At 65.8% G+C, this 19146-nt stretch carries 13 protein-coding genes and 1 tRNA gene; 4 read left to right on the top strand and 10 right to left on the bottom strand.

Translation table 11 applies throughout. The annotated features are described in order from the left end of the window. Nucleotide 1: 1 nt before the first annotated feature. The gene (gene mfd, locus M1E07_RS07175) at nucleotides 2-3691 is read right to left on the bottom strand and encodes a transcription-repair coupling factor (protein WP_461189561.1); all 3690 of its coding nucleotides are present in this window, start codon (nucleotides 3689-3691) and stop codon (nucleotides 2-4) included. Between the two features lie 203 nt (nucleotides 3692-3894). Between mfd and M1E07_RS07170 the strand changes: the two genes are divergently transcribed. The 3 genes from M1E07_RS07170 to M1E07_RS07160 are packed head-to-tail and all read left to right on the top strand — an operon-like array spanning nucleotide 3895 to nucleotide 6169. After that, nucleotides 3895-5403 (top strand): SDR family oxidoreductase, encoded by a 1509-nt coding sequence (locus M1E07_RS07170; protein WP_461189560.1) that lies wholly within the window; start codon nucleotides 3895-3897, stop codon nucleotides 5401-5403. 43 nt (nucleotides 5404-5446) lie between these two features. Continuing rightward, entirely contained in the window at nucleotides 5447-5944 is a 498-nt protein-coding gene (locus tag M1E07_RS07165) for a DUF2505 domain-containing protein (protein ID WP_461189559.1), read from the top strand. 3 nt (nucleotides 5945-5947) lie between these two features. Continuing rightward, nucleotides 5948-6169, top strand: coding sequence for an SCO4848 family membrane protein (locus M1E07_RS07160; protein WP_461189558.1), 222 nt, complete (start codon nucleotides 5948-5950; stop codon nucleotides 6167-6169). A 59-nt stretch (nucleotides 6170-6228) separates the two neighbouring features. Here M1E07_RS07160 and sufU read toward each other — a convergent pair whose 3' ends face one another. From sufU to M1E07_RS07115, 9 genes are all read right to left on the bottom strand, one after another. Next, on the bottom strand, nucleotides 6229-6678 hold the full coding sequence (gene sufU / locus M1E07_RS07155; RefSeq protein WP_461189557.1) for a Fe-S cluster assembly sulfur transfer protein SufU: 450 nt from the start codon (nucleotides 6676-6678) through the stop codon (nucleotides 6229-6231). A gap of 34 nt (nucleotides 6679-6712) precedes the next feature. Then, nucleotides 6713-8038 (bottom strand): SufS family cysteine desulfurase, encoded by a 1326-nt coding sequence (locus tag M1E07_RS07150; RefSeq protein ID WP_461189556.1) that lies wholly within the window; start codon nucleotides 8036-8038, stop codon nucleotides 6713-6715. A 551-nt stretch (nucleotides 8039-8589) separates the two neighbouring features. Further along, nucleotides 8590-11139 carry a LuxR C-terminal-related transcriptional regulator gene (locus M1E07_RS07145; protein WP_461189555.1) on the bottom strand — a complete coding sequence of 850 codons (2550 nt, stop codon included), beginning with the start codon at nucleotides 11137-11139 and terminating at the stop codon, nucleotides 8590-8592. Between the two features lie 106 nt (nucleotides 11140-11245). Beyond that, nucleotides 11246-13978, bottom strand: a complete 2733-nt coding sequence (locus M1E07_RS07140) for a helix-turn-helix transcriptional regulator (protein WP_461189554.1) — start codon at nucleotides 13976-13978, stop codon at nucleotides 11246-11248. 121 nt (nucleotides 13979-14099) lie between these two features. After that, on the bottom strand, nucleotides 14100-14690 hold the full coding sequence (gene pth / locus M1E07_RS07135) for an aminoacyl-tRNA hydrolase (protein ID WP_461189553.1): 591 nt from the start codon (nucleotides 14688-14690) through the stop codon (nucleotides 14100-14102). 118 nt (nucleotides 14691-14808) lie between these two features. Beyond that, nucleotides 14809-15396 (bottom strand): 50S ribosomal protein L25/general stress protein Ctc, encoded by a 588-nt coding sequence (locus M1E07_RS07130; protein ID WP_461189552.1) that lies wholly within the window; start codon nucleotides 15394-15396, stop codon nucleotides 14809-14811. 298 nt (nucleotides 15397-15694) lie between these two features. Next, on the bottom strand, nucleotides 15695-16675 hold the full coding sequence (locus M1E07_RS07125; protein ID WP_461189551.1) for a ribose-phosphate diphosphokinase: 981 nt from the start codon (nucleotides 16673-16675) through the stop codon (nucleotides 15695-15697). Beyond that, entirely contained in the window at nucleotides 16675-18156 is a 1482-nt protein-coding gene (glmU, locus tag M1E07_RS07120) for a bifunctional UDP-N-acetylglucosamine diphosphorylase/glucosamine-1-phosphate N-acetyltransferase GlmU (RefSeq protein WP_461189550.1), read from the bottom strand. Before glmU ends, M1E07_RS07125 begins: the two co-directional genes overlap by 1 nt. Before the next feature lie 106 nt (nucleotides 18157-18262). After that, nucleotides 18263-18334, bottom strand: a tRNA-Gln gene (locus tag M1E07_RS07115). A 177-nt stretch (nucleotides 18335-18511) separates the two neighbouring features. On the opposite strand from M1E07_RS07115, the gene M1E07_RS07110 reads away from it, so the two are divergent. Then, nucleotides 18512-19138: a TetR/AcrR family transcriptional regulator gene (locus tag M1E07_RS07110; protein WP_461189549.1), complete on the top strand. Its 627-nt coding sequence runs from the start codon at nucleotides 18512-18514 to the stop codon at nucleotides 19136-19138. The last annotated feature ends 8 nt before the right edge of the window (nucleotides 19139-19146 follow it).

Raw genomic sequence — 19146 nt, 5'->3', positions numbered from 1 at the left:
GCTAACCCACCGCCAGCGGTGCGTCCGAGAAGATGTTCCGGATGACGCCGTTGGCCCATTCCAGGATTTCGGCGTCCTGCAGGTCCCGGCCACCGATCTTTGCGGTCTTCGGCTTGGGGATCAACACGGCATCCAGGGCAGGCTTGGACTGGGACCCGGGGTACATCCGGTTCAAGCGCATGACTTTGGACTCGGGAAGGGCGGCTGGCGAGAACTTGATGAAGTTGCCCTGCAGCGCGACGTCGGACAGCCCCGCTTCGCGGGCACCCACCCGGAAGCGCGCCACTGACACCAGGTTCCGGGCCGGCAGCGGCGGCTCGCCGTACCGGTCCACAAGTTCGGCCAGGACCTCGTCGATGGCCTCATTGGTGAGCGCCGACGCGAGCTTGCGGTAGGCCTCCAGGCGCAGCCGCTCCCCCGGCACGTAGTCGTGCGGCAGGTGGGCATTGACCGGGAGTTCGATCTTCATCTCCGCGGCCTTTTCCTCGGCCTCGCCGCGGAAGTCTGCCACCGCCTCGCCCACCAGCCGGATGTAGAGGTCGAATCCGACCCCCTGGATATGGCCTGACTGTTCGCCGCCCAGCAGGTTGCCGGCGCCGCGGATTTCCAGGTCCTTCATCGCCAGTTGCATGCCGGCGCCGAGTTCGTTGTGCGTGGCCACGGCCTTCAGCCGCTCCAGCGCCACTTCACCCAGCGGCTTCTCCGACGGGTAGAGGAAGTAGGCGTAGGCACGCTCACGGCCACGGCCCACCCGGCCGCGGAGCTGGTGAAGCTGCGACAAGCCGTACTTGTCCGCCCCGTCCACTATCAGGGTGTTGGCGTTCGAGATGTCCAGGCCGGTCTCGATGATGGTGGTGCACACCAGCACGTCAAAGCGCCGCTCCCAGAAGTCCACAATGATCTGCTCCAGGCGGCTCTCGGACATTTTGCCGTGCGCCACCTCCACCCGGGCCTCCGGAACCAGCTCACGGATCTTCGCCGCCGTCCTTTCAATCGTGGATACCCGGTTGTGGACCAGGAACACCTGCCCTTCGCGCATCAGTTCGCGCCGGATGGCGGCAGAAGTCTGCTTGTCCGTGTAGGGGCCGACGTACGTCAGGACCGGGTGGCGTTCCTCCGGCGGCGTGGCCAGGGTGGACGTCTCCCGGATGCCCGTGAGGGACATTTCGAGAGTCCGGGGAATCGGCGTGGCACTCATCGCCAGCACGTCCACGTTGGTGCGCATCTTCTTCAGCGCTTCCTTGTGCTCCACGCCGAAGCGCTGTTCCTCGTCCACAATCACCAGGCCAAGATCCTTGAACTCGAAGTCCTTGGACAGCAACCGGTGCGTGCCGATCACCACGTCCACGGAGCCGTTCTTAACGCCCTCCGCGGTCTCCTTCGCCTCCTTGGCGGCCTGGAAGCGGGACAGCGGCTTCACGCGTAACGGAAAGCCGGAGAACCGCTCGGTGAACGTTTCGTAGTGCTGCTGGGCCAGGAGGGTAGTGGGCACCAGCACGGCCACCTGTTTGCCGTCCTGTACCGCCTTGAATGCCGCTCGCACGGCGATCTCCGTCTTGCCGTAGCCCACGTCGCCGGAGACCAGCCGGTCCATGGGGATCTCGCGTTCCATATCCGCTTTGACCTCGTTGATGGTGGTCAGCTGGTCCGGCGTCTCCACGTACGGGAAGGCTTCCTCGAGTTCGCGCTGCCACGGGGTATCGGCTCCAAAGGCGTGTCCGCGCGAGGCCATCCGGGCCGAGTACAGCCGGATCAGCTCGCCGGCGATTTCCTTAACGGCTTTCCGGGCCTTGGACTTGGTGCTGGCCCAGTCGGCGCCGCCCATCTTGCTCAGGACGGGAGCATCGCCACCGACGTAACGGGTCACCTGGTCCAGTTGGTCGGTGGGCACAAACAGCCGGTCACCGGGGGCGCCGCGCTTGGACGGCGCATATTCCAGGACCAGGTACTCGCGCACGCCAATTGCATTTTTTGAGCCGCCGACAGTCACCTTGCGCTGGATCAGTTCCACGAAGCGCCCGATGCCGTGCTGTTCATGGACCACGTGGTCCCCGGCCACCAGCTGCAGGGGGTCCACGGCATTGCGCCGCTTCGACGGCATGCGGCGCATGTCCTTGGTGGACCCTGCGGACGTGCGGCCCAGCAGGTCCGCCTCGGTGAGCAGGCCGAGCTTGAGTCCGTCCAGGACAAAACCGCGCCCGACGGCGGCAGTGGTCACCTCGATGATGCCCGCCTGGGGCTCATGGTCCAGGCTGTCCACCCGGGCGCAGGGGATGTCGGCGTCGTGGAACAGTTCGGCGAGCCGCTGGGCGGGTCCGGGACCTTCGGTGGCCACAACGATCCGCCACTGGTCCCGCACATGGGACCCGATGAACTCCATCATTTCCGCTACGTCGCCCTGGTAGCCCCGCGGTTCCCGCGCATGCAGGTTCAGGACGTCGATGTCCGGCAGCAGCTCCTCGTCCTGCGCCAGTGAGGTGATGGACCACCACGAAACGCCGTGCTCCAGGGATGAAGTTCGCGTTTCCGTCAGGGAACGGAAGCTGGCGGAGTGGAGCGCAGCGCTTGCCTGTGAGCTGAGATCCAGCGGTGCGGTCCCGCCGTCGGAGGCCGTGGACCATGCCGCCTCGAGGAATTCCTCGTTGGTGGCTGCGAGGTCGTGGGCGCGGGTACGGACCTTCTCCGGTTCGATGATCACCGAAATGGAACCCGCGGGCAGTTGCTCCACAAATGGGACCATGGCATCCACCAGCACCGGCGCCAGGGATTCCATCCCCTCCACGGCGATGCCGCCGGCGATCTTTTCCAGCATGTCCGCCGCAGCGGGAAGCTGGGACTTCAGGGTGGCCGCGCGGGACATCACGGACGGGGTGATGAGGATTTCCCGGCACGGCGGGGCGTGCAGTTCAGTGGGGTGGTGGAGCCCGGGCGAGGACAGCGAGCGCTGGTCGGCGACGGCGAACCAGCGCATCTGGTCCACCTCGTCGCCGAAGAACTCGACGCGGATGGGGTGGTCCTCGGTGGGCGGAAAAACGTCGATGATGCCGCCGCGGACAGCGAACTCACCGCGGTGCGTCACCATATCCACGCGGGCGTACGCAGCATCTGCCAGCTGCCGCACCACCTCCGTGAAGGGCATCTCCTGGCCCACCTTCAGGGTGACCGGAACCAGCTCGCCCAGGCCAGCCACCACGGGCTGAACCACGGCGCGGACGGGCGCCACCAGCACTCGGAGCGGTCCCGCCGTCGAGGTTTCCGGGTGCGCAAGGCGGCGCAGCACGGAGAGCCGGCGGCCCACCGTGTCCGAGCGCGGGGAGAGCCGTTCGTGAGGAAGGGTTTCCCAGCTGGGAAATTCAGCCACGGCGTCGGCAGGAAGATAGGCACGCAGCGCGGCCGTCAGGTCCTCAGCCTCCCGGCCGGTAGCGGTGACTGCCAGCACCACACCCGGTCCGGCAACGTCGTGCCCTGCCCCGGCAGCGGCCGCTATTCCATCCGCCATCTCGGCAAGAAGCACCGGCCGCAGTCCGGCGGGCGCACTGATCTGGTAGTCCTGGCCCCGGACGTCGAAGCCACGGGCAGTCTCGGCCCGGACGCGGGCGAAGGTCTGGTCAGGGGCGAGCGCGCGGCGCAGTCCGTCCAGCGACGGGCCCGCGCTGGAATGGCCGGCAGTGGACGGGCCGGGAAGGCTCATGGCAAAAGCTCCTGTGGGTATTTAGCGAAAAAGCGCAACGCGAAAACCCGAAATTCGCTTCGAATCCCGGGTAAAACCCAGCCTACCCCTCCGCAACGACATGGCGGATGCATGCAGCTAGGCTGGCAATGCGCTTCAGGCAGCAGGACGGCCGTCCAGGCGCGCTGCGGCTCCGAACAGCTTAAGGACGACGAGGAGACAGCATGAGCGGAACCAGCAACACCAAGCATTCACCTAAGACTGTCCTGGTCACCGGGGCCACAGGCTATATAGGCGGCCGGCTGGTGCCGAAGCTTTTGGAGGAGGGCCACACCGTCAAAGTCCTGGTGCGCTCCCCCGGGAAGATCGCCGGTGTTCCGTGGCGGGACAGGGTGGACGTCGTGGAGAGCAGCCTGGACGACGGCGACGCGCTGCGGGCGGCGCTGGCCGGCGTCGACGTCTTGTACTACCTTGTGCACTCGATGGCGGCCGGGGCGGGGTTTGAAGCCAAGGAACAGGCGATGGCGCGTGCGGCCGCGGAAGCTGCTGGGGCGGTGGGTGTGGGCCGGATCATCTACCTGGGCGGGCTTCACCCTCAGGGCGTGGAACTGTCCACCCACATGCGCTCCCGGGAAGCCGTGGGCAAAGTGTTCCTGGACAGTCCAGTGGACGCCATCGTGTTCCAGGCGGGCGTGGTCATCGGCTCCGGCTCGGCCTCCTTCGAGATGATCCGGCACCTCTCCGAGACCCTGCCGCTGATGCCGGCGCCCAGCTGGGTCCGGAACCGCATTGAGGCAATCGCGGTGCGGGATGTCCTCTACTACCTGGTGTCCGCGGCCTCCCTGGACGGCCCCATCAACCGCACGTTCGACATCGGCTGCCGGCAGGTGCTCACCTACGCCGGGATGATGAAGGAGTACGCAACGGAGGCCGGGCTGCCCTACCGGGTGGTGCTGGCACTGCCCGTCCCCGCGCCCAAATTGGCCGGCATGTGGGTTGCCCTGACCACGCCCATCCCGCTGTCCATGGCCGTGCCCCTGGTCCAGTCCCTCCAGCACGACGCCGTGTCCAATGAGCACGACATCGACCGGTACATCCCGCAGCCCGACGGCGGCCTCACCGCCTACCGCACCGCCGTCGCCCTTGCCCTCGGCAAGGAACGCGACGGACAGGTGGAGACCATCTGGGCCAACGCCGGGATTGCCGCCGATCCCCTGCCCAGCGACCCCGGCTGGGCAGGGCACAAGGTCTACATCGACGAAAGAACCTTCCACAGCGACGTGGATCCCACCCACGTGTGGACGGTCATCGAGGGCATTGGCGGGCGGAACGGCTGGTACTCCCTGCCCCTGGCCTGGCAGGTACGCGGCTGGCTGGACAAACTGACGGGAGGAGCCGGACTGCTGCGCGGCCGCAGGCATCCGCGTATTCTCGCCGCCGGCGAAGTGGTGGACTGGTGGCGGGTGGAACGGATCGAGCACGGAAAACTGCTGCGGCTCCGCGCGGAGATGCGGGCTCCGGGCCGGGCGTGGCTCGAACTGTCCGTGGAGCCGGACGGGAACGGCAGCCGGTACCGCCAGCGGGCCATCTTCTTCCCCAAAGGCCTGAGCGGGCGGCTGTACTGGCTGGCCGTCCTTCCGTTCCACAGCCTGATCTTTCCGGCCATGGCGAGGAATATCAGCGGGGCGGCCGGAAAAATCGCAGATGCGGAGCGGACAGCCCGGACCCCGTAGGATGTTTGGAGCTTAATCCGTTCCCCACGTCCCAGGAGGACCCATGGCCCTGAGCGCAACGACCACCCTTCCGCACTCCGTCCCCAGCGTTGCAGCTGTCCTGGTGAACGAGGATTTCCAGCGCCACGTCAGCCAGCTGGTGGGCGGGAGCCTCGAATCGTTCACCGTTGACGGCGACGTTGCCGGCGCTTTCAGCGCCACGTCCGTACGCACCCTCCCCACCACCCGGCTTCCCGAGTTCGCCCGCAAGTTTGTGGGTGAGCACCTGAAGGTGACGCAGGTGGAAAGCTGGGAAGCGCCCGCCGCTGACGGCTCCCGCCAGAGCAACATCTCGCTGAAGGTGGCCGGCGCCCCCGTGGACGTCACCGCCGTGCAGCGGCTGATTGCTGCCGACGGCGGCACGCGCGTCGAGCTCGAGGGTGCCGTCAAGTCCTCCGTTCCGTTCCTCGGCGGAAAAATTGCCGACGCCGCCGAGCCCATGGTTGCCAAGGCGCTGAACCTGCAGGCCAAGCAGGCCCAGGCCTGGCTGGAAAGCCACTAGTTCGTGGAGCTGCCCGTGTTCGCCGCGCTGGTCCTGATCATTGCCGGCGTCTGGTCGCTGGTGGTCTGGCCGCAGTTCCTGCGCCGGGTCATGAAGGACTCCCGTGCCCGGGACGCCGCCGGCAAGGCCACCAAGTTCCTTACCGTTCACGTGGTGCTGGTGAGCATCTCCATGGTGCTGGGGGCGGCCACCGCCATCATCGGCATCATGGCGCTGTTCAGCTAGGTTCCACAAAGAAGTCCGGGCCTCCTTCCTGCAGGAAGGAGGCCCGGACTTCTTTGGCGTCAGGCTGCCTGGTTGAGCGCGTCCTCCGCCGCAACCCAGGAGATCATGGCGCACTTCACACGTGCCGCGTAACGGGCGACTCCCTCGAAAGCCGCGGCATCGCCCAGGAGTTCCGGGTCTGCTGTCATTTTGCCGCGGGACCGGAGGACCTCGCGGAAGCTGTCAATCACCTCGCGCAGCTCTGCCACCGTCATTCCCTCTGCCAGGTCCGTGAGGACAGAGGCGGACGCCATGGAAATGGAGCAGCCCGCGCCGTCCCAGGCGATCTGTGCCACTTTGCCGTCGGTTACGGCCAGGCGCAGGGTTACTTCGTCGCCGCAGACGGGGTTGAGCTGGTGCGATTGCCCTGTCGTGGCGCCGTCCGGGGCCTTGGTCCCGGCCAGCCCGCTGCCGTGTCGGGCCTTGGAATGGTCAAGGATGATCTGCTGGTACAGGTGGTCAAGGCTCATGTCATACCTTCGATGTGCGTCTGCGTTTGGTGTATTAGGCGCGGAAGTAGGCCCGTACGCCTGCGACGGCATCCAGGAACTGGTCCACGTCGTCCGTGGTGTTGTACAGGTACGCGCTTGCCCTGGTGGTGGCCGTCAGCCCCAGCCTGCGGTGCAGCGGCTGGGCGCAGTGGTGCCCGACACGCACGGCGATGCCCTGCGAATCAAGGAACTGGCCCACGTCATGGGCGTGGACTCCTTCGACGTCGAACGCAGCGAGCCCGATCCGGTCCTGACCCGCGGCCGGACCGAGGACCCGGATGCCCGGAAGTGACTCCAGCCCGGCGATCATCCGCTGGCCGAGCTCAGCCTCCCACCGGTGAATCCGGTCCAGCCCTGTTTCCGTCAGGTAGTTGGCCGCAGCGGCCAGGGCCACAGCCTGGGAGATCCGCTGGGTTCCGGCTTCGAAGCGCTGGGGCGCGGGGAGGTACTCGGCGCGCTCCATGGTCACAGTGGTGATCATGGACCCACCCGTCAGGAATGGCGGCAGGACGTCCAGGATTTCCTGCTTTCCGTAGAGCACCCCGATTCCCGTGGGGGCGAGCATCTTGTGTCCGGAAAATACTGCGAAGTCAACATCCAGTTCTTTGACGTCCAAAGGCATATGCGGGGCGGACTGGCAGGCGTCCAGGACCACCAGGGCCCCCGCGTTCCGGGCCAGGGCGGTAAGTTCGCGGACCGGGTTGATGGTGCCCAGGACGTTGGAGGCGTGGGTAAAAGCCACCACCTTCGTCCGCCCGCTGACGATGTCGTTGGCCACGTCCATGCGGAGGCTGCCGGCGTCGTCCACTGGGATGTAGCGGAGGGTTGCCCCGGTGCGGAAGGCAAGCTCCTGCCACGGTATGAGGTTTGCGTGGTGCTCCATCTCCGTCACCACCATCTCATCCCCCGGGTTCAGTGCCAGGTCCTTCAGCCGGGCGTCACCACGCCCTTGAGCGGCCCACAGGCCGGCGTTGGACAGCGCGTAGCTGAGCAGGTTGAGGCCCTCGGTGGCGTTGGAGGTCCAAACGATCTCGGAATAGTCAGCGCTGACGAAGTCTGCCACTGTCTGACGGGCGTCCTCGAATGCTTCCGTGGCCTCAACCGCAAGGTGATGGGCGCCCCGGTGCACGGCAGCATTGCGCTGCTCATAGAATTCCTGCTCGGCTTCGATAACACTCAGCGGATTCTGGGACGTGGCTCCGGAGTCGAGGTAGATCAGCGGCCGTCCGTTGACCAGTTGGTCCAGGACCGGAAAGTCGTTGCGGATGCGCTGCACTTCCGCGTTGTCCATGACCGGCAAGGCGCGTTCCAGTGTGGCTGGCGTTGATACTACGGCCAAAACTAACTCCTTGAGATGCCAACGGATGACACTCAATTGTCCCACAGCACGGCTGTGGCGGCCGCCCGGAGGGGCAGCCGCCACAGTCGCTCCGGGCTTCAGCCCGCGGAATGGAGGGCCGGCAACGGCTGGGGGGAGAGCCTCGGTCTCAGAAGACTCTGACGTTGCCGGCCCCGTCCAGCCCGGCCCCGAAGGACCGGAAGTTTGTCAGGACGGTAAAGCCTTGTTCTGCTGGAGGCAACTCTTACGGCCACTGTCGGCGGTTCCTTTTGCCTCCTTAAGTAAATACGTCGGGACCGCACTGCACACGAGTAGGGTGTACTCGAATTCAGCGTCCATCAACTACCGGGATTGCCTGCAGTACCCGCAGGGCAGCAAGGGGCAGTTGGACGAAGGGTGTGCGGGCGTGCAGTCCCAATGTGGGCAGGCCAAAGAGGGGCGGCCGCGGTACAGAGGCAAGAACCGGCCGACGGCGGCAGAGCCAGCGCGGGGATCCTCACCCTGCGCCGTACATGCTCACCGCGCCCTGGCAGAGTGCTCTGGGGGCCAGCCTATTTCGGGAGGGCTGACTCCAGCTCCTCGCGGCTGCGCACGCCCAGCTTTACGTAGGTGCGGTACAGGTGACCCTCCACGGTCCGTACAGAGACCATCAGCCGCTGGGCGATTTCGCGGTCCGTAAGACCCTGCACAGCCAACCCCACGATGTCCTGCTCGCGGCGGGTGAGGTGGACGGCCGGAGCCGCAGCAATGAAACGGCCTTCCCTGAACCGCTCGCCCAGCTCGTGGTCGCACTTCTCGCGCAGTGCCACCGCCTGCCTGGACCGCCGGCGTTCTCCGGCCTGATCCAAAACGGTACTGGCGCGGGCATAGGCCTCGCGCGCGAGGTTCACAAATCCTGATTCCTCAAGTGAGGCTGCCGTATCCATCAGGGCATCCCCATCAGCTGCTTCCCAGCCGGCAGCAAGCGCCAGCATCGCCTCGGCCCATCGGCCTTCCACAGTCTTCGCGACCGACTGCACCATGGGGATAACTGAAGGGTCACCCAGATCCCAGCAGATGGCCAGGATTTCGAGAAGGGTTCCTGCCCTGGCAGTGGCATCCTGCGTGGTGGCCAAGGTATGGAGCGTGGCCAGCCCTTTGCCGTCCCGGGACAAATATTCTGCGGCTGCGGCACCGTAGGCGGCGGCCAGCAGCTCGTGGGCCGGACCACCGGCCACTGCGTCAGTGAAGTCCTGACCAAGTCGTTTTGCCTGCGCGGCATCCCCCAGCCTGGCCGCTGCATAGAAGCCCAGGGAGGACGCGAAACGGAACAGCTGCAGCGGATCATTCAGCCTCAGCGCCTCAACGGCCGGCAGCAGCACCTGGTACGCCCTTTCCATTCTGCCTTGCCGCAGAAGCGAGTAGCCCCGAAGCACCTGCAGGCTCCCGTTGAAGGTGGCAGCACCCGGCGTATGTCCGGCCGCGTAATTGTTCAGTTCCCGCTCGGCTGATTCCCATTCACCCATTGCCAGGTAATCGGTCACGAGCCGTCCCAGTACGAACTCGGTGAAGAAAAACAGGCTGTCTTCCAGCGGCGGCAGGTCCGAGGCGGCCTGGAGGGCGGAATCCAGTCCCTCATCGGCACGGCCGGCGGCAGCGAGGGCATGGGCCAGAAGTGCCTCACCCAGCACCCGGACGGATTCACCTCCGGGCTCCGGGGAGGCAATGCTCCGGATCTCCCGGACCTCCGTAGCCAGCGCCCCGGCATCCACAGTTGCGCCGAGTTGCAGGAAGCGCATGACCTGCAGGAGCTGGTCCTGGGGTTCGTAGTCCCCTTCGGCACGCTCCCGGGCGTGTTCCCGCATGTCCTCGGCCAAGGCGTCCAATGACTGGCCGGCGGCCTGGTGGGCCGCTGCCCGAAGCAGGAGGACCGCAGGACCGTCGGTGTGCCCGGAAAGCTGATGCCAACAGGCATCAAGCAGGTGGGCGGCCTGGCTGTAGGCGCCCTCGTTGTAGAGGGCCCGTGCCTGGATGGCCGTGGCCAATGGCACCAGCGCAGGATCCTGAATTTTGGCGGCTATCGTGCGGGCGCTGACATTGCGGAACCGCTTCAGGGCCTCGCGGGCGGCGTCGAGCATTTCCGGGTCCGATGCGCGCATCCCACACTCAAAGGCCCACTCCACGGACCGAAGCATGCCCGCCCCGTGCAGCACCGTGCCGTTCTGGTGGGCCCGGATCTTTTCCAGCAGTTGCAGGCTCCGCGACACGGAGAGTGTGCTTCGGAGGGCGTTGGCGAAGAGGGCATTCCACATGGAGAGTTCGGCCGGGACGCCCGAAGTCTCGATAATCATCTGCTGGTCAAGGAGCGACCGGACGACGGCGGCACCGCTGATGTCCTCGATCACCTTCCGGCCCACCGGCCCGGCAAGCGCGATGAGCTTCAGGGCTTCCTGCTCCTCCGGGCCCCGCCGGATATGGTCCTTGGTCACCACTGCCGTGAGTTGGGCACCGTCGGCGGGAACGGGCCCGAGTAACATCCAAATGCCGTTCCGCTTGGCCAGGACACCGGTTTCCGCTGCATCGTGCAGCAGGGCGTCGAGAATGCGGGGATTGCCACCGGAGGCAATCCACACGGAATCCACTGTTGCCGCCGGCACCGTTCCATCGAGGACGTGGGCCAGGACTTCCTCAATCTGTTCCCGGTTCAGGGGCCGAAGGTCCACCCGCTCGGCAAGGCCGTCGTACCAGAGCTGCTCCAGTGGCTGTGGCAGCCCTGGCCGTGGCCTGGCAGCAGCCACCACTGTGGCCCAACCTGCTGAGATCAGATCCGCCAGTACCCCGGCGGAGGCGTCGTCCAGGTGGTGCGCGTCATCCACTACCAGAAGGACACGGGTGCCCCTGCCTGCCTTCAACTTCTCGAAGTAGGTCCACATCGAACGCAGTACCGCCACGGGCGAGACCGACTCTTCGGCGGTCAGCTCACCTGTATAGGGAGTCAGGACGCCGAAAGGCACAGCGGCCAGGGCGGAACTGCCGTGGATCTGAAGGATGTTCAGATCCCCGGAGAACCGGTCTACGATCGCCTCTGTCAGGGATGTTTTGCCGATCCCGGGCCCTGCCATCACAAAAACCGCTTGGCTGGTCCCGTTCCGGACAATGTTGCTTATCCGGTCCAGGGGCTCGCGCCGGCCGGTAACGGGGCGGTGGGCGGCTGCTGGTTTTTGGCCGTTAGACGAGTCCAGTCAGATCACCCCTGGAAGTTACGCCGAGCTTTGTGAAGACCTGGTACAGGTGGCCTTCCACCGTTCGGACGGATACACCCATTTCGAGGGCGATGTCACGGTTGGAGGCTCCGCGGCCGGCCAGCCGTGCGATCTGGCGCTCGCGTACGGTCAGCAACGGGCTGCCGCTGCTGGGCACGATGGGAAGGTTCGCCACAGTGGCAGCCAGGATGTCCAGGCGCGCCTGGGCGGTACGGGCGGAGATGGAATCTCCCTCCTGCCGCGCGAAGTCCACCGCCAATGCCATGCAGCGGGCCTCCACGGTGTCCAGTTCGAGGGTGGCCGCGATTTCCCCGGCGGCAAGCAGGACCTTGGCATCCTTGGTCCGGCTACCCACCGCGATCAGCCTGGCGATCTCCGCGAGGGGGCCCTGCCGGCGATCCGAAATCTCCTCCAGGAGGCGGAAGTCGGCGTCGCTGCCGTTCACGGTTGCCGCCAGCAGGCTGATCCCGGCGACTGTGTAAAGTCCCGCCCCCAGGTTCCGCCGGGCAGACTGCTTCAGGCCGGCAACGGCCTCCGAATCGCCCAGCCAGCGTCCCGCCACCAGCGCGCAGAATTCGATGATGCTCTCCGTCGCGAAACCCGATTTGCCTGGTGTGCGCTGGAGTTTGGCCAGGAACTTTCGCGCCTGTGCAGCGTTGCCCGTCTGCGCGTGGGCCAGAGCTGTAGCCGCGTAAGCACAGCGGAGGGCACTCTGGAGCGGTTGTAGCTCCAGCTGCGCCACCGCGGAAATCAGCGGGTCCAGCGCAGCCCCGCCCCGGCCTGAGTAGACATAGGCGAGCCCGGCAGCGAGTTCTGTCGCGGCGCTCCGGTACGGCAGGCGGCCATACTCCCCGCTGCCGTGCGGACCCAGAAGGTCGATGCAGCGCCGCCACTGCCCGGCCGTCAACAACACCAGGTAGGCCTCCCTGGTGTACTGCTCACGCAAACCCACCACGTGCGAGGCGTCTGTTATCTGGCCTCCAAGCTGCCGCATCAGGCTCAGCGCATCCATTTCCCGCCCGGTCAGGGCCAGCGCAGTCATCAGGATCACAGCGGACTGCATCCGGTAGGCGGTGTCCGGGTTCCGGGCCGGATCTGCTGCTGCCTCCAGCTCTGGAATCATGGCCTCGTAGCCGCCGGCAAACGCCCGGTACTCGAACTCGCTGAGCGCGACGCGGTTCGCGGCTGCCACTGCGGGGTGGGGCCAGGCTGCGTCATGTGCCGCTGCATCCAGGCGTTCCCGGGCTTCAGCGAGAAGGGCCGGGACCCTGCCGGCCTGTTCCGGATCCCACAACATCACCCGGGCTTTGGCCGCTATGACACGGGCGTATTCCTCGACACCAACATTCTCCAGCTCAGGCTGGGATATATCGTTCAGCGCAGCGAGGGCCTGGACTGGCAGGTCCAGTTGAAGATAAGCGCCCGCTTTCTGGCGCTGGGCGGGCACCCACTCCTGGTCCGTCCGCTTCAGCATGTCCGCATAGGCCAGGGCGAAGCGGGGATCAAACAGCTGGACGGCGGCTTCGGCAGCGGCCAGGGCCAGGGCGGGGCTCAGTTCGGCCTCACACTCGTGCGTCCACGCGGCAAAGGCCATCAGCTCCTCGACGGTCATGTCCGCCGGGTCCGGCTCGGTGCCGCCCAGGAGCGCGCTTCGCAGTTCCCGCCGCCGGGCAATGCTAATCCATGACCGCACGACGTCGCCGATGTACTTTTCACGCAGCGACACCCAGCGGTGGTCCGAGTCGTCGATCTCCAGCAGGCCGGCATCCTCCATGTCCGCCACCACCTCGGCGCGGTACACCGACGTAAGCCTGGACAGCTCCACCCGCCGGGCGCAGGAAAGCATTTCGATAACTTCCCTGGTTTCCGGCGTCTCCCGGGACCAGCGGGACCGGACGATGTCGTCAAGGCTGGCGGCGCCGTCGAGCACCACTTTGTCGCGGAGGGTCCAGACGGAGTCGGACAGCACGAGGTTGCCCGAGAGCCGCTGTTCGGTAACAAGCGCTTTCAACAGCAGCGGATTGCCGCCCACCATGTGGTGGTAGGTGGTGACCAGCGACGCCGAGACCCGCTGGCCGAGCAGGGACAGCAGGACCTGGCGGGTCTGCAACTCGTTGAGGTTGCTGAGCCGGACCTCGTTCAGGCGCCGGTCTGTGAGCAGCCAGTGAAAGTCTGCGGGAAGGTCACTGACCTTTGGTGCAACGGCGATGATTTTGGCTGTGCCGGTCAGGAGTACATTCAAGAGCACGCCCGCGCTCATGTCATCAATGCTTCCGGACGTGTCCAGGGTGATGACGCAGCTCCGGCCCGCGGCGTCGCTCCGGATCAGCGACGTGATCCCGCGGAGAATCGCCGTGGGAGAACCCATGTAGGCCTGCGGCAGGCGCGCCAGCAGGAACGAGAGGCAGCCATAAGGTGTGTTGGCGCCGGCAGGCCCGCTCCGAAGTTGCAGGGACCAGACGTCCGCTCCGAGGTCGGAAACTGCGGCCCGGGCAAGGGAGGACTTTCCTACACCGCGGCCGCCGGTGATGACAACGCCCAGGGAGTCTTCGCTGACCAGCGCTGTGCGCACCGCTTCAAGGTTGGCACTGCGGGCAGGCACAGACCACTGCGCCCCGGGCGCGCCGGAGCTTTCAGTCTGCAGCCCAACGTCGTGAGGTGTTGACCCACGTCCCCAACTAAGTGGCTCGATTGACATGAACTTGTCCCCTACGTCCCGCGGTAGCGGGATGTAGCCCCATTGCTCCCCCGCATACGAAAAAGACTACCTTGTGTCACAGACAAGGAAACAGGTACCTGGCCTTTAAGTTTTTTTGTTGCTAGCGCTCGGACTTCGTCGGATGGAATTTTTGCTGCGCGGCCGTAAGCCCCTCCCGCAGGAGAAGTTCAACCGCATCAGCTGCCTCATCCAGCAGGAAAGGCAGTTCCTTCAGCTCGGCAGTGGCGAAATCCCGCAGCACGTAGTCGGCAGTGTCCATCCGGCCAGGCGGCCTTCCGACGCCCACCCGGACCCGGAGATAGTCCTTGGTGCCAAGGGCCTTGGAGATGTCGCGCAGCCCGTTGTGGCCGCCTTCTCCCCCGCCGGTTTTGAGTTTCACCGTGTTGAAGGGAATGTCGATCTCATCGTGGACCGCCACCACGTGGTCCGGCGTGATGCCGTAAAAGCCGGCCAGCGCCGAAACGGGTCCGCCCGAGACATTCATGTAGCTCATGGGTTTGGCCAGCACCACGCGGGGACCACCGATGCCGAGCCGGCCCTCCATCACCTGGGCGCGTGCCTTATGGGTCTTGAATCCTGCTCCGACACGTCCGGCGAGTTCGTCAAGGACCATCTGTCCGACGTTATGCCTGTTGCCCTGGTACTGGATTCCCGGGTTTCCGAGGCCAACGATCAGCCAGGTGTCAGTCATGAATCAATCCTAAGGTGGGGCGCAGTGCGCTTGGCGCGGACAGCGGGACAGCGGGACGCAGACACGGCAGTGGCCGGACCCTTTGGGGATCCGGCCACTGCTGTAAAGTGCAGGCTGATTACTCGGCTGCGGCTTCAGCACCTTCCTCGGTGCCTTCTTCGTCGCCGGACTCGGTGGCCTCGGAGATGTTCACCACGAGGGCATCGGCATCGGCCAGGAGGACCGCACCCTTGGGCAGGACGAGGTCGGACGCGTGGATGTGCTCGCCGGCAGTGCGGCCTTCAACGCTGACCTCGACGGCGGTGGGCAGGTGGGTTGCCTCGGCCTCAAGGGAAATAACAGTGAGTTCCTGGTTGAAGACGTTGCCCGGAGCAACCTCGCCGACGACGTGAACCGGAATGTCGACGGTGACCTTCTCGCCCTGGCGGACGGTCAGGAGATCGATGTGCTCAATGATCTGCTTGATCGGGTCGCGCTGGACGTCCTTGACCAGGGCCAGGTGACCTTCGCCGTTGATGTCCAGGGCCAGCAGGGCGTTGGCGGTGCGGACGGCGAGGGTGGTTGCCTTGGCCGGGAGGGTGACGTGGATGGGCTCTGCGCCGTGGCCGTAGATGACGGCGGGGATCAGGTTGGCCATCCGCGCGCGGCGGGCGTAGCCCTTGCCGAATTCGGTGCGCAGTTCTGCTGCGAGCTTCTGCTCAGACATGGATATCTCCTTGAAACTAAAACGGTGTTCAGCAAGGGCGGAGGTCTGTTGCGACCTTCAACGCCGGGCGGCCGCGGCCGGATCCATCTTCGAAGGGAGATTCAGACCCAGTCGATAACGGAGACTGCAGACCGGTTCCCATCTGGGTACCGGCGCTCTCCCTCGCCAAGGTATCGCTGGAAAGTCTACCAGCGGCGGGCCCAAATACTGAAAACGGGCCCTCCCCGCCAGCACCCTAAACTCGCAAGCCCACTTAGGGAACCCTGCTGGCGTGGGCCCAACTCAACCATCGGACCCGCTAGGCCTTGCCGTCGAACAGGCTGGTGACCGAGCCGTCGTCGAACACTTCACGGATGGCACGGGCGATCAGCGGAGCGATGGACAGCACCGTCAGCTGCGGGAAGCGCTGTGACCCCGTGAGCGGGAGCGTGTTGGTGACCACCACTTCCCGGGCGCCGGACTCGGAGAGGCGCTGGGCGGCCGGCTCGGAGAACACAGCGTGCGTGGCGGCAATAATAACGTCCTTGGCCCCGGCGTTCTTCAGCACCTTGACGGCACCTGAGATGGTTCCGCCGGTGTCGATCATGTCGTCGATCAGGACGCAGGTGCGTCCCTCGATCTGGCCCACGACGGTCTTGGAAACCGCCTGGTTGGGGACTGTGAGGTCGCGGCTCTTGTGCACGAACGCCAGCGGGGCGCCGCCCAGGCGTTCTGCCCACTGCTCCGCGACGCGGACACGGCCGGTATCAGGCGAGACCACCGTGATGTTCTCTGCGTCCACCCGGGTGCGGATGTAGTCGGCGAGCAGCGGGATGGCCATCAGGTGGTCCACCGGGCCATCAAAGAAGCCCTGGATCTGGGAGGTGTGCAGGTCCACGCTCATGATGCGGTCGGCACCGGCGGTCTTGTAGAGATCTGCCACCAGGCGGGCCGAGATGGGCTCGCGGCCGCGGCCCTTTTTATCCTGGCGGGCGTACGGATAGAAGGGTGAGACCACCGTGATGCGCTTGGCCGAGGCACGCTTCAGCGAATCGATCATGATCAGCTGTTCCATAAGCCAGTTGTTTAGCGGCGCGGGGTGCGCCTGGATGACAAAAGCATCCGTTCCGCGGACGCTCTCGCCGGCACGGACGTAGATCTCACCATTGGCGAAGTCGTACGCGTCCACCGGAAGGAGGTCGGTGCCAAGCTCCTTGGCGATCTCCCGGGCCAGCTCGGGGTGGGCGCGGCCTGTGGCCAGCACCAGCTTCTTTTCGCCGCGCGCCGTAATTTCGCTCATTATCGCTTGCCCTCTTCTGTAGATGCCGGGGTACTTGAGGAATCTTGGGTGGCTGCCTGGGCCAGTTCCGCGGAGCGGGTACCGGGGCGGTTCGCGGCCACCCAGCCCTCGGTGTTGCGCTGGGCGGCTACCGTCAGCACGAGGGCACCTGCCGGCACATCCTTGCGGATCACCGCGCCGGCGCCGCTGTAGGCACCGTCCCCCACGGTGACCGGGGCAACGAACACTGTGTTGGAGCCTGTCCGAACGCCCGAGCCGATTACAGTGCGGTGCTTCTTCTCGCCGTCGTAATTGGCCGTGATATTTCCGCAGCCAATGTTGGTGTCCTCGCCGATTTCGGCGTCGCCGGCGTAGCCGAGGTGGGACAACTTGGAGCCGCGGCCGATGGTGACGTTCTTGGTTTCGTAGAACGCGCCGATTTTGCCGCTTTCGCCCAGGACGGTGCCGGGGCGCAGGTAGGTGAAGGGTCCGACGGCGGCGTCCGGGCCGATGACCGCCCCTGACCCGTGGGTGCGTACTACTTTGGCACCCTCACCAATGGTGACGTCGGTAAGCGTAGTGTCCGGGCCGACGACGGCGTCCCGCGCCACCGTCGTGGCGCCATGCAGCTGGGTGTTCGGCAGGATCCGGACATCCTCATCGAGGGTCACGGAAGAGTCGATCCAGGTGGTTGCCGGATCCACCACGGTGACGCCTGCACGCATCCACGCTTCCACAACCCGGCTGTTCAACTCGGCACCCAGGGCGGAAAGCTGGACGCGGTCGTTGGCGCCTTCGACCTGCCAGCGGTCTGCGGTGACGACGGCGGCGACGCGGCCGCCTGCCTGCCTTGCCAGCCCGAGGACGTCGGTGAGGTACTTCTCGCCCTGGGAGTTGTCCGTGGTGACGTGGGCCAGGGCGTCGCGGAGGACTGCAGCGTCAAAGGCGTAAATGCCGGAGTTGACCTCGCGAATGAGCCGCTCGGCGTCGGAGGCGTCCTTGTCTTCAACGATGCCGGTGACGGTCCCGTCACCGCCGCGCAGGATACGGCCGTAGCCGGTGGCGTCATCAAGGACCGCAGTGAGGACGGTGGCCGCGTTGGCTTCGCGTTCGTGCGTGGCCACGAGCTCGGCCAGCAGGTCTCCGGAAAGGAGGGGAACGTCGCCATAGGTCACCACAACGGTTCCCGTGAGGTGCTGTTCGCCGGCCAGGGCTTCGAGGGCGACCTCCACTGCGCGTCCGGTGCCCGGAACCTCGTCCTGGTCAACGATCACGGCAGCAGGATCCAGCTCCGAAAGATGGCGTGCCACCAGGTCACGTTCATGGCGGACCACGACGGCGAGCTGCCGGGGCTTGATGCTGCGTGCGGCCAACAGGGCGTGGCCCACCATGGACCTGCCGCCAATCTCATGAAGGATCTTGGGAGTGCGCGATTTCATCCGCGTACCGGCGCCTGCCGCCAGAACGATGACCGCGGCCGGGCCGGTATTCTCGGGGATCACGTGCGGGCTCTCCTTGCTAAGTTATGCTGGCGTTTCACGGTGCCCGCGCGGCCTGAAGCCGTCCCGGCACCGAATGTCATCCTACTGAACGCTCCTCGCACAGCAGTTCCGCCCATAGGATTCGAACCTATACTCCACGGCTCCAAAGGCCGGGGTGCTGCCATTACACCAGAGCGGACCGTGCCGCGGCGCTTCGCCTGGGCACAAGTAGTTATTTTGCCACGGGTTCGGGGCGCCGCGCGACATGGACCGTTCATCCCCCGGTCCTGCCACGTTTCTGCCCTGTTCCTTCCCCTTTTCCGGCACGGCCTGGCGGCTGCAGTTCAGCGATGAACGCCTGGTGCATGATGGGAATGTGAGCAACAATCCTCCGCGGATACGGATGACCGGCATTCAGCGGCGGAGCCAGCTGATCGACGTCGGACGGGGCCTTTTCGCAGCCCGCGGACTTGACGGCACCACCATCGAGGAGATCGCCGCGAACGCGGGAGTTTCCAAGCCGGTCATCTACGAACACTTCGGGTCCAAGGAAGGGCTGTACAGCCAGGTGGTGGACTTCGAGTTCCGCATCCTTTTGGACGACATCACCGCAGCCCTTACCGAGGAGGCAAAGCCGCGGGTCCTCGTGGAACGGGCCGCCCTGGCGCTGCTGACCTACATCGAGGACCGCACCGACGGGTTCCGGATCCTGATGCGGGACGCCCCACCGTCGCAGCCCGAGGGTGCCTTCTCCACCCTGCTCTCCCACGTCACCGCCAAGGTGGAACATATCCTCTCCGACGAATTCGACCGCCGCGGCTTCAGCGCGCAGGACGGCGCCATGTACGCCCAGATGCTCGTCGGCATGGTCGCCATGACCGGCCAATGGTGGCAGGACAGCCGCACGCCCGACAAACACACTGTTGCCGCGCACCTGGTAAACCTCGCCTGGAACGGCCTCACCGGCCTCAAAAAAGACCCGGAGCTCCGTATCGAGGGCTGATTGGTTCC

Source organism: Arthrobacter sp. Z4-13, from assembly GCF_054792705.1.
The sequence above is the reverse complement of the archived record's forward strand: the minus strand, read 5'-3'. Positions and strand labels throughout refer to the sequence as shown.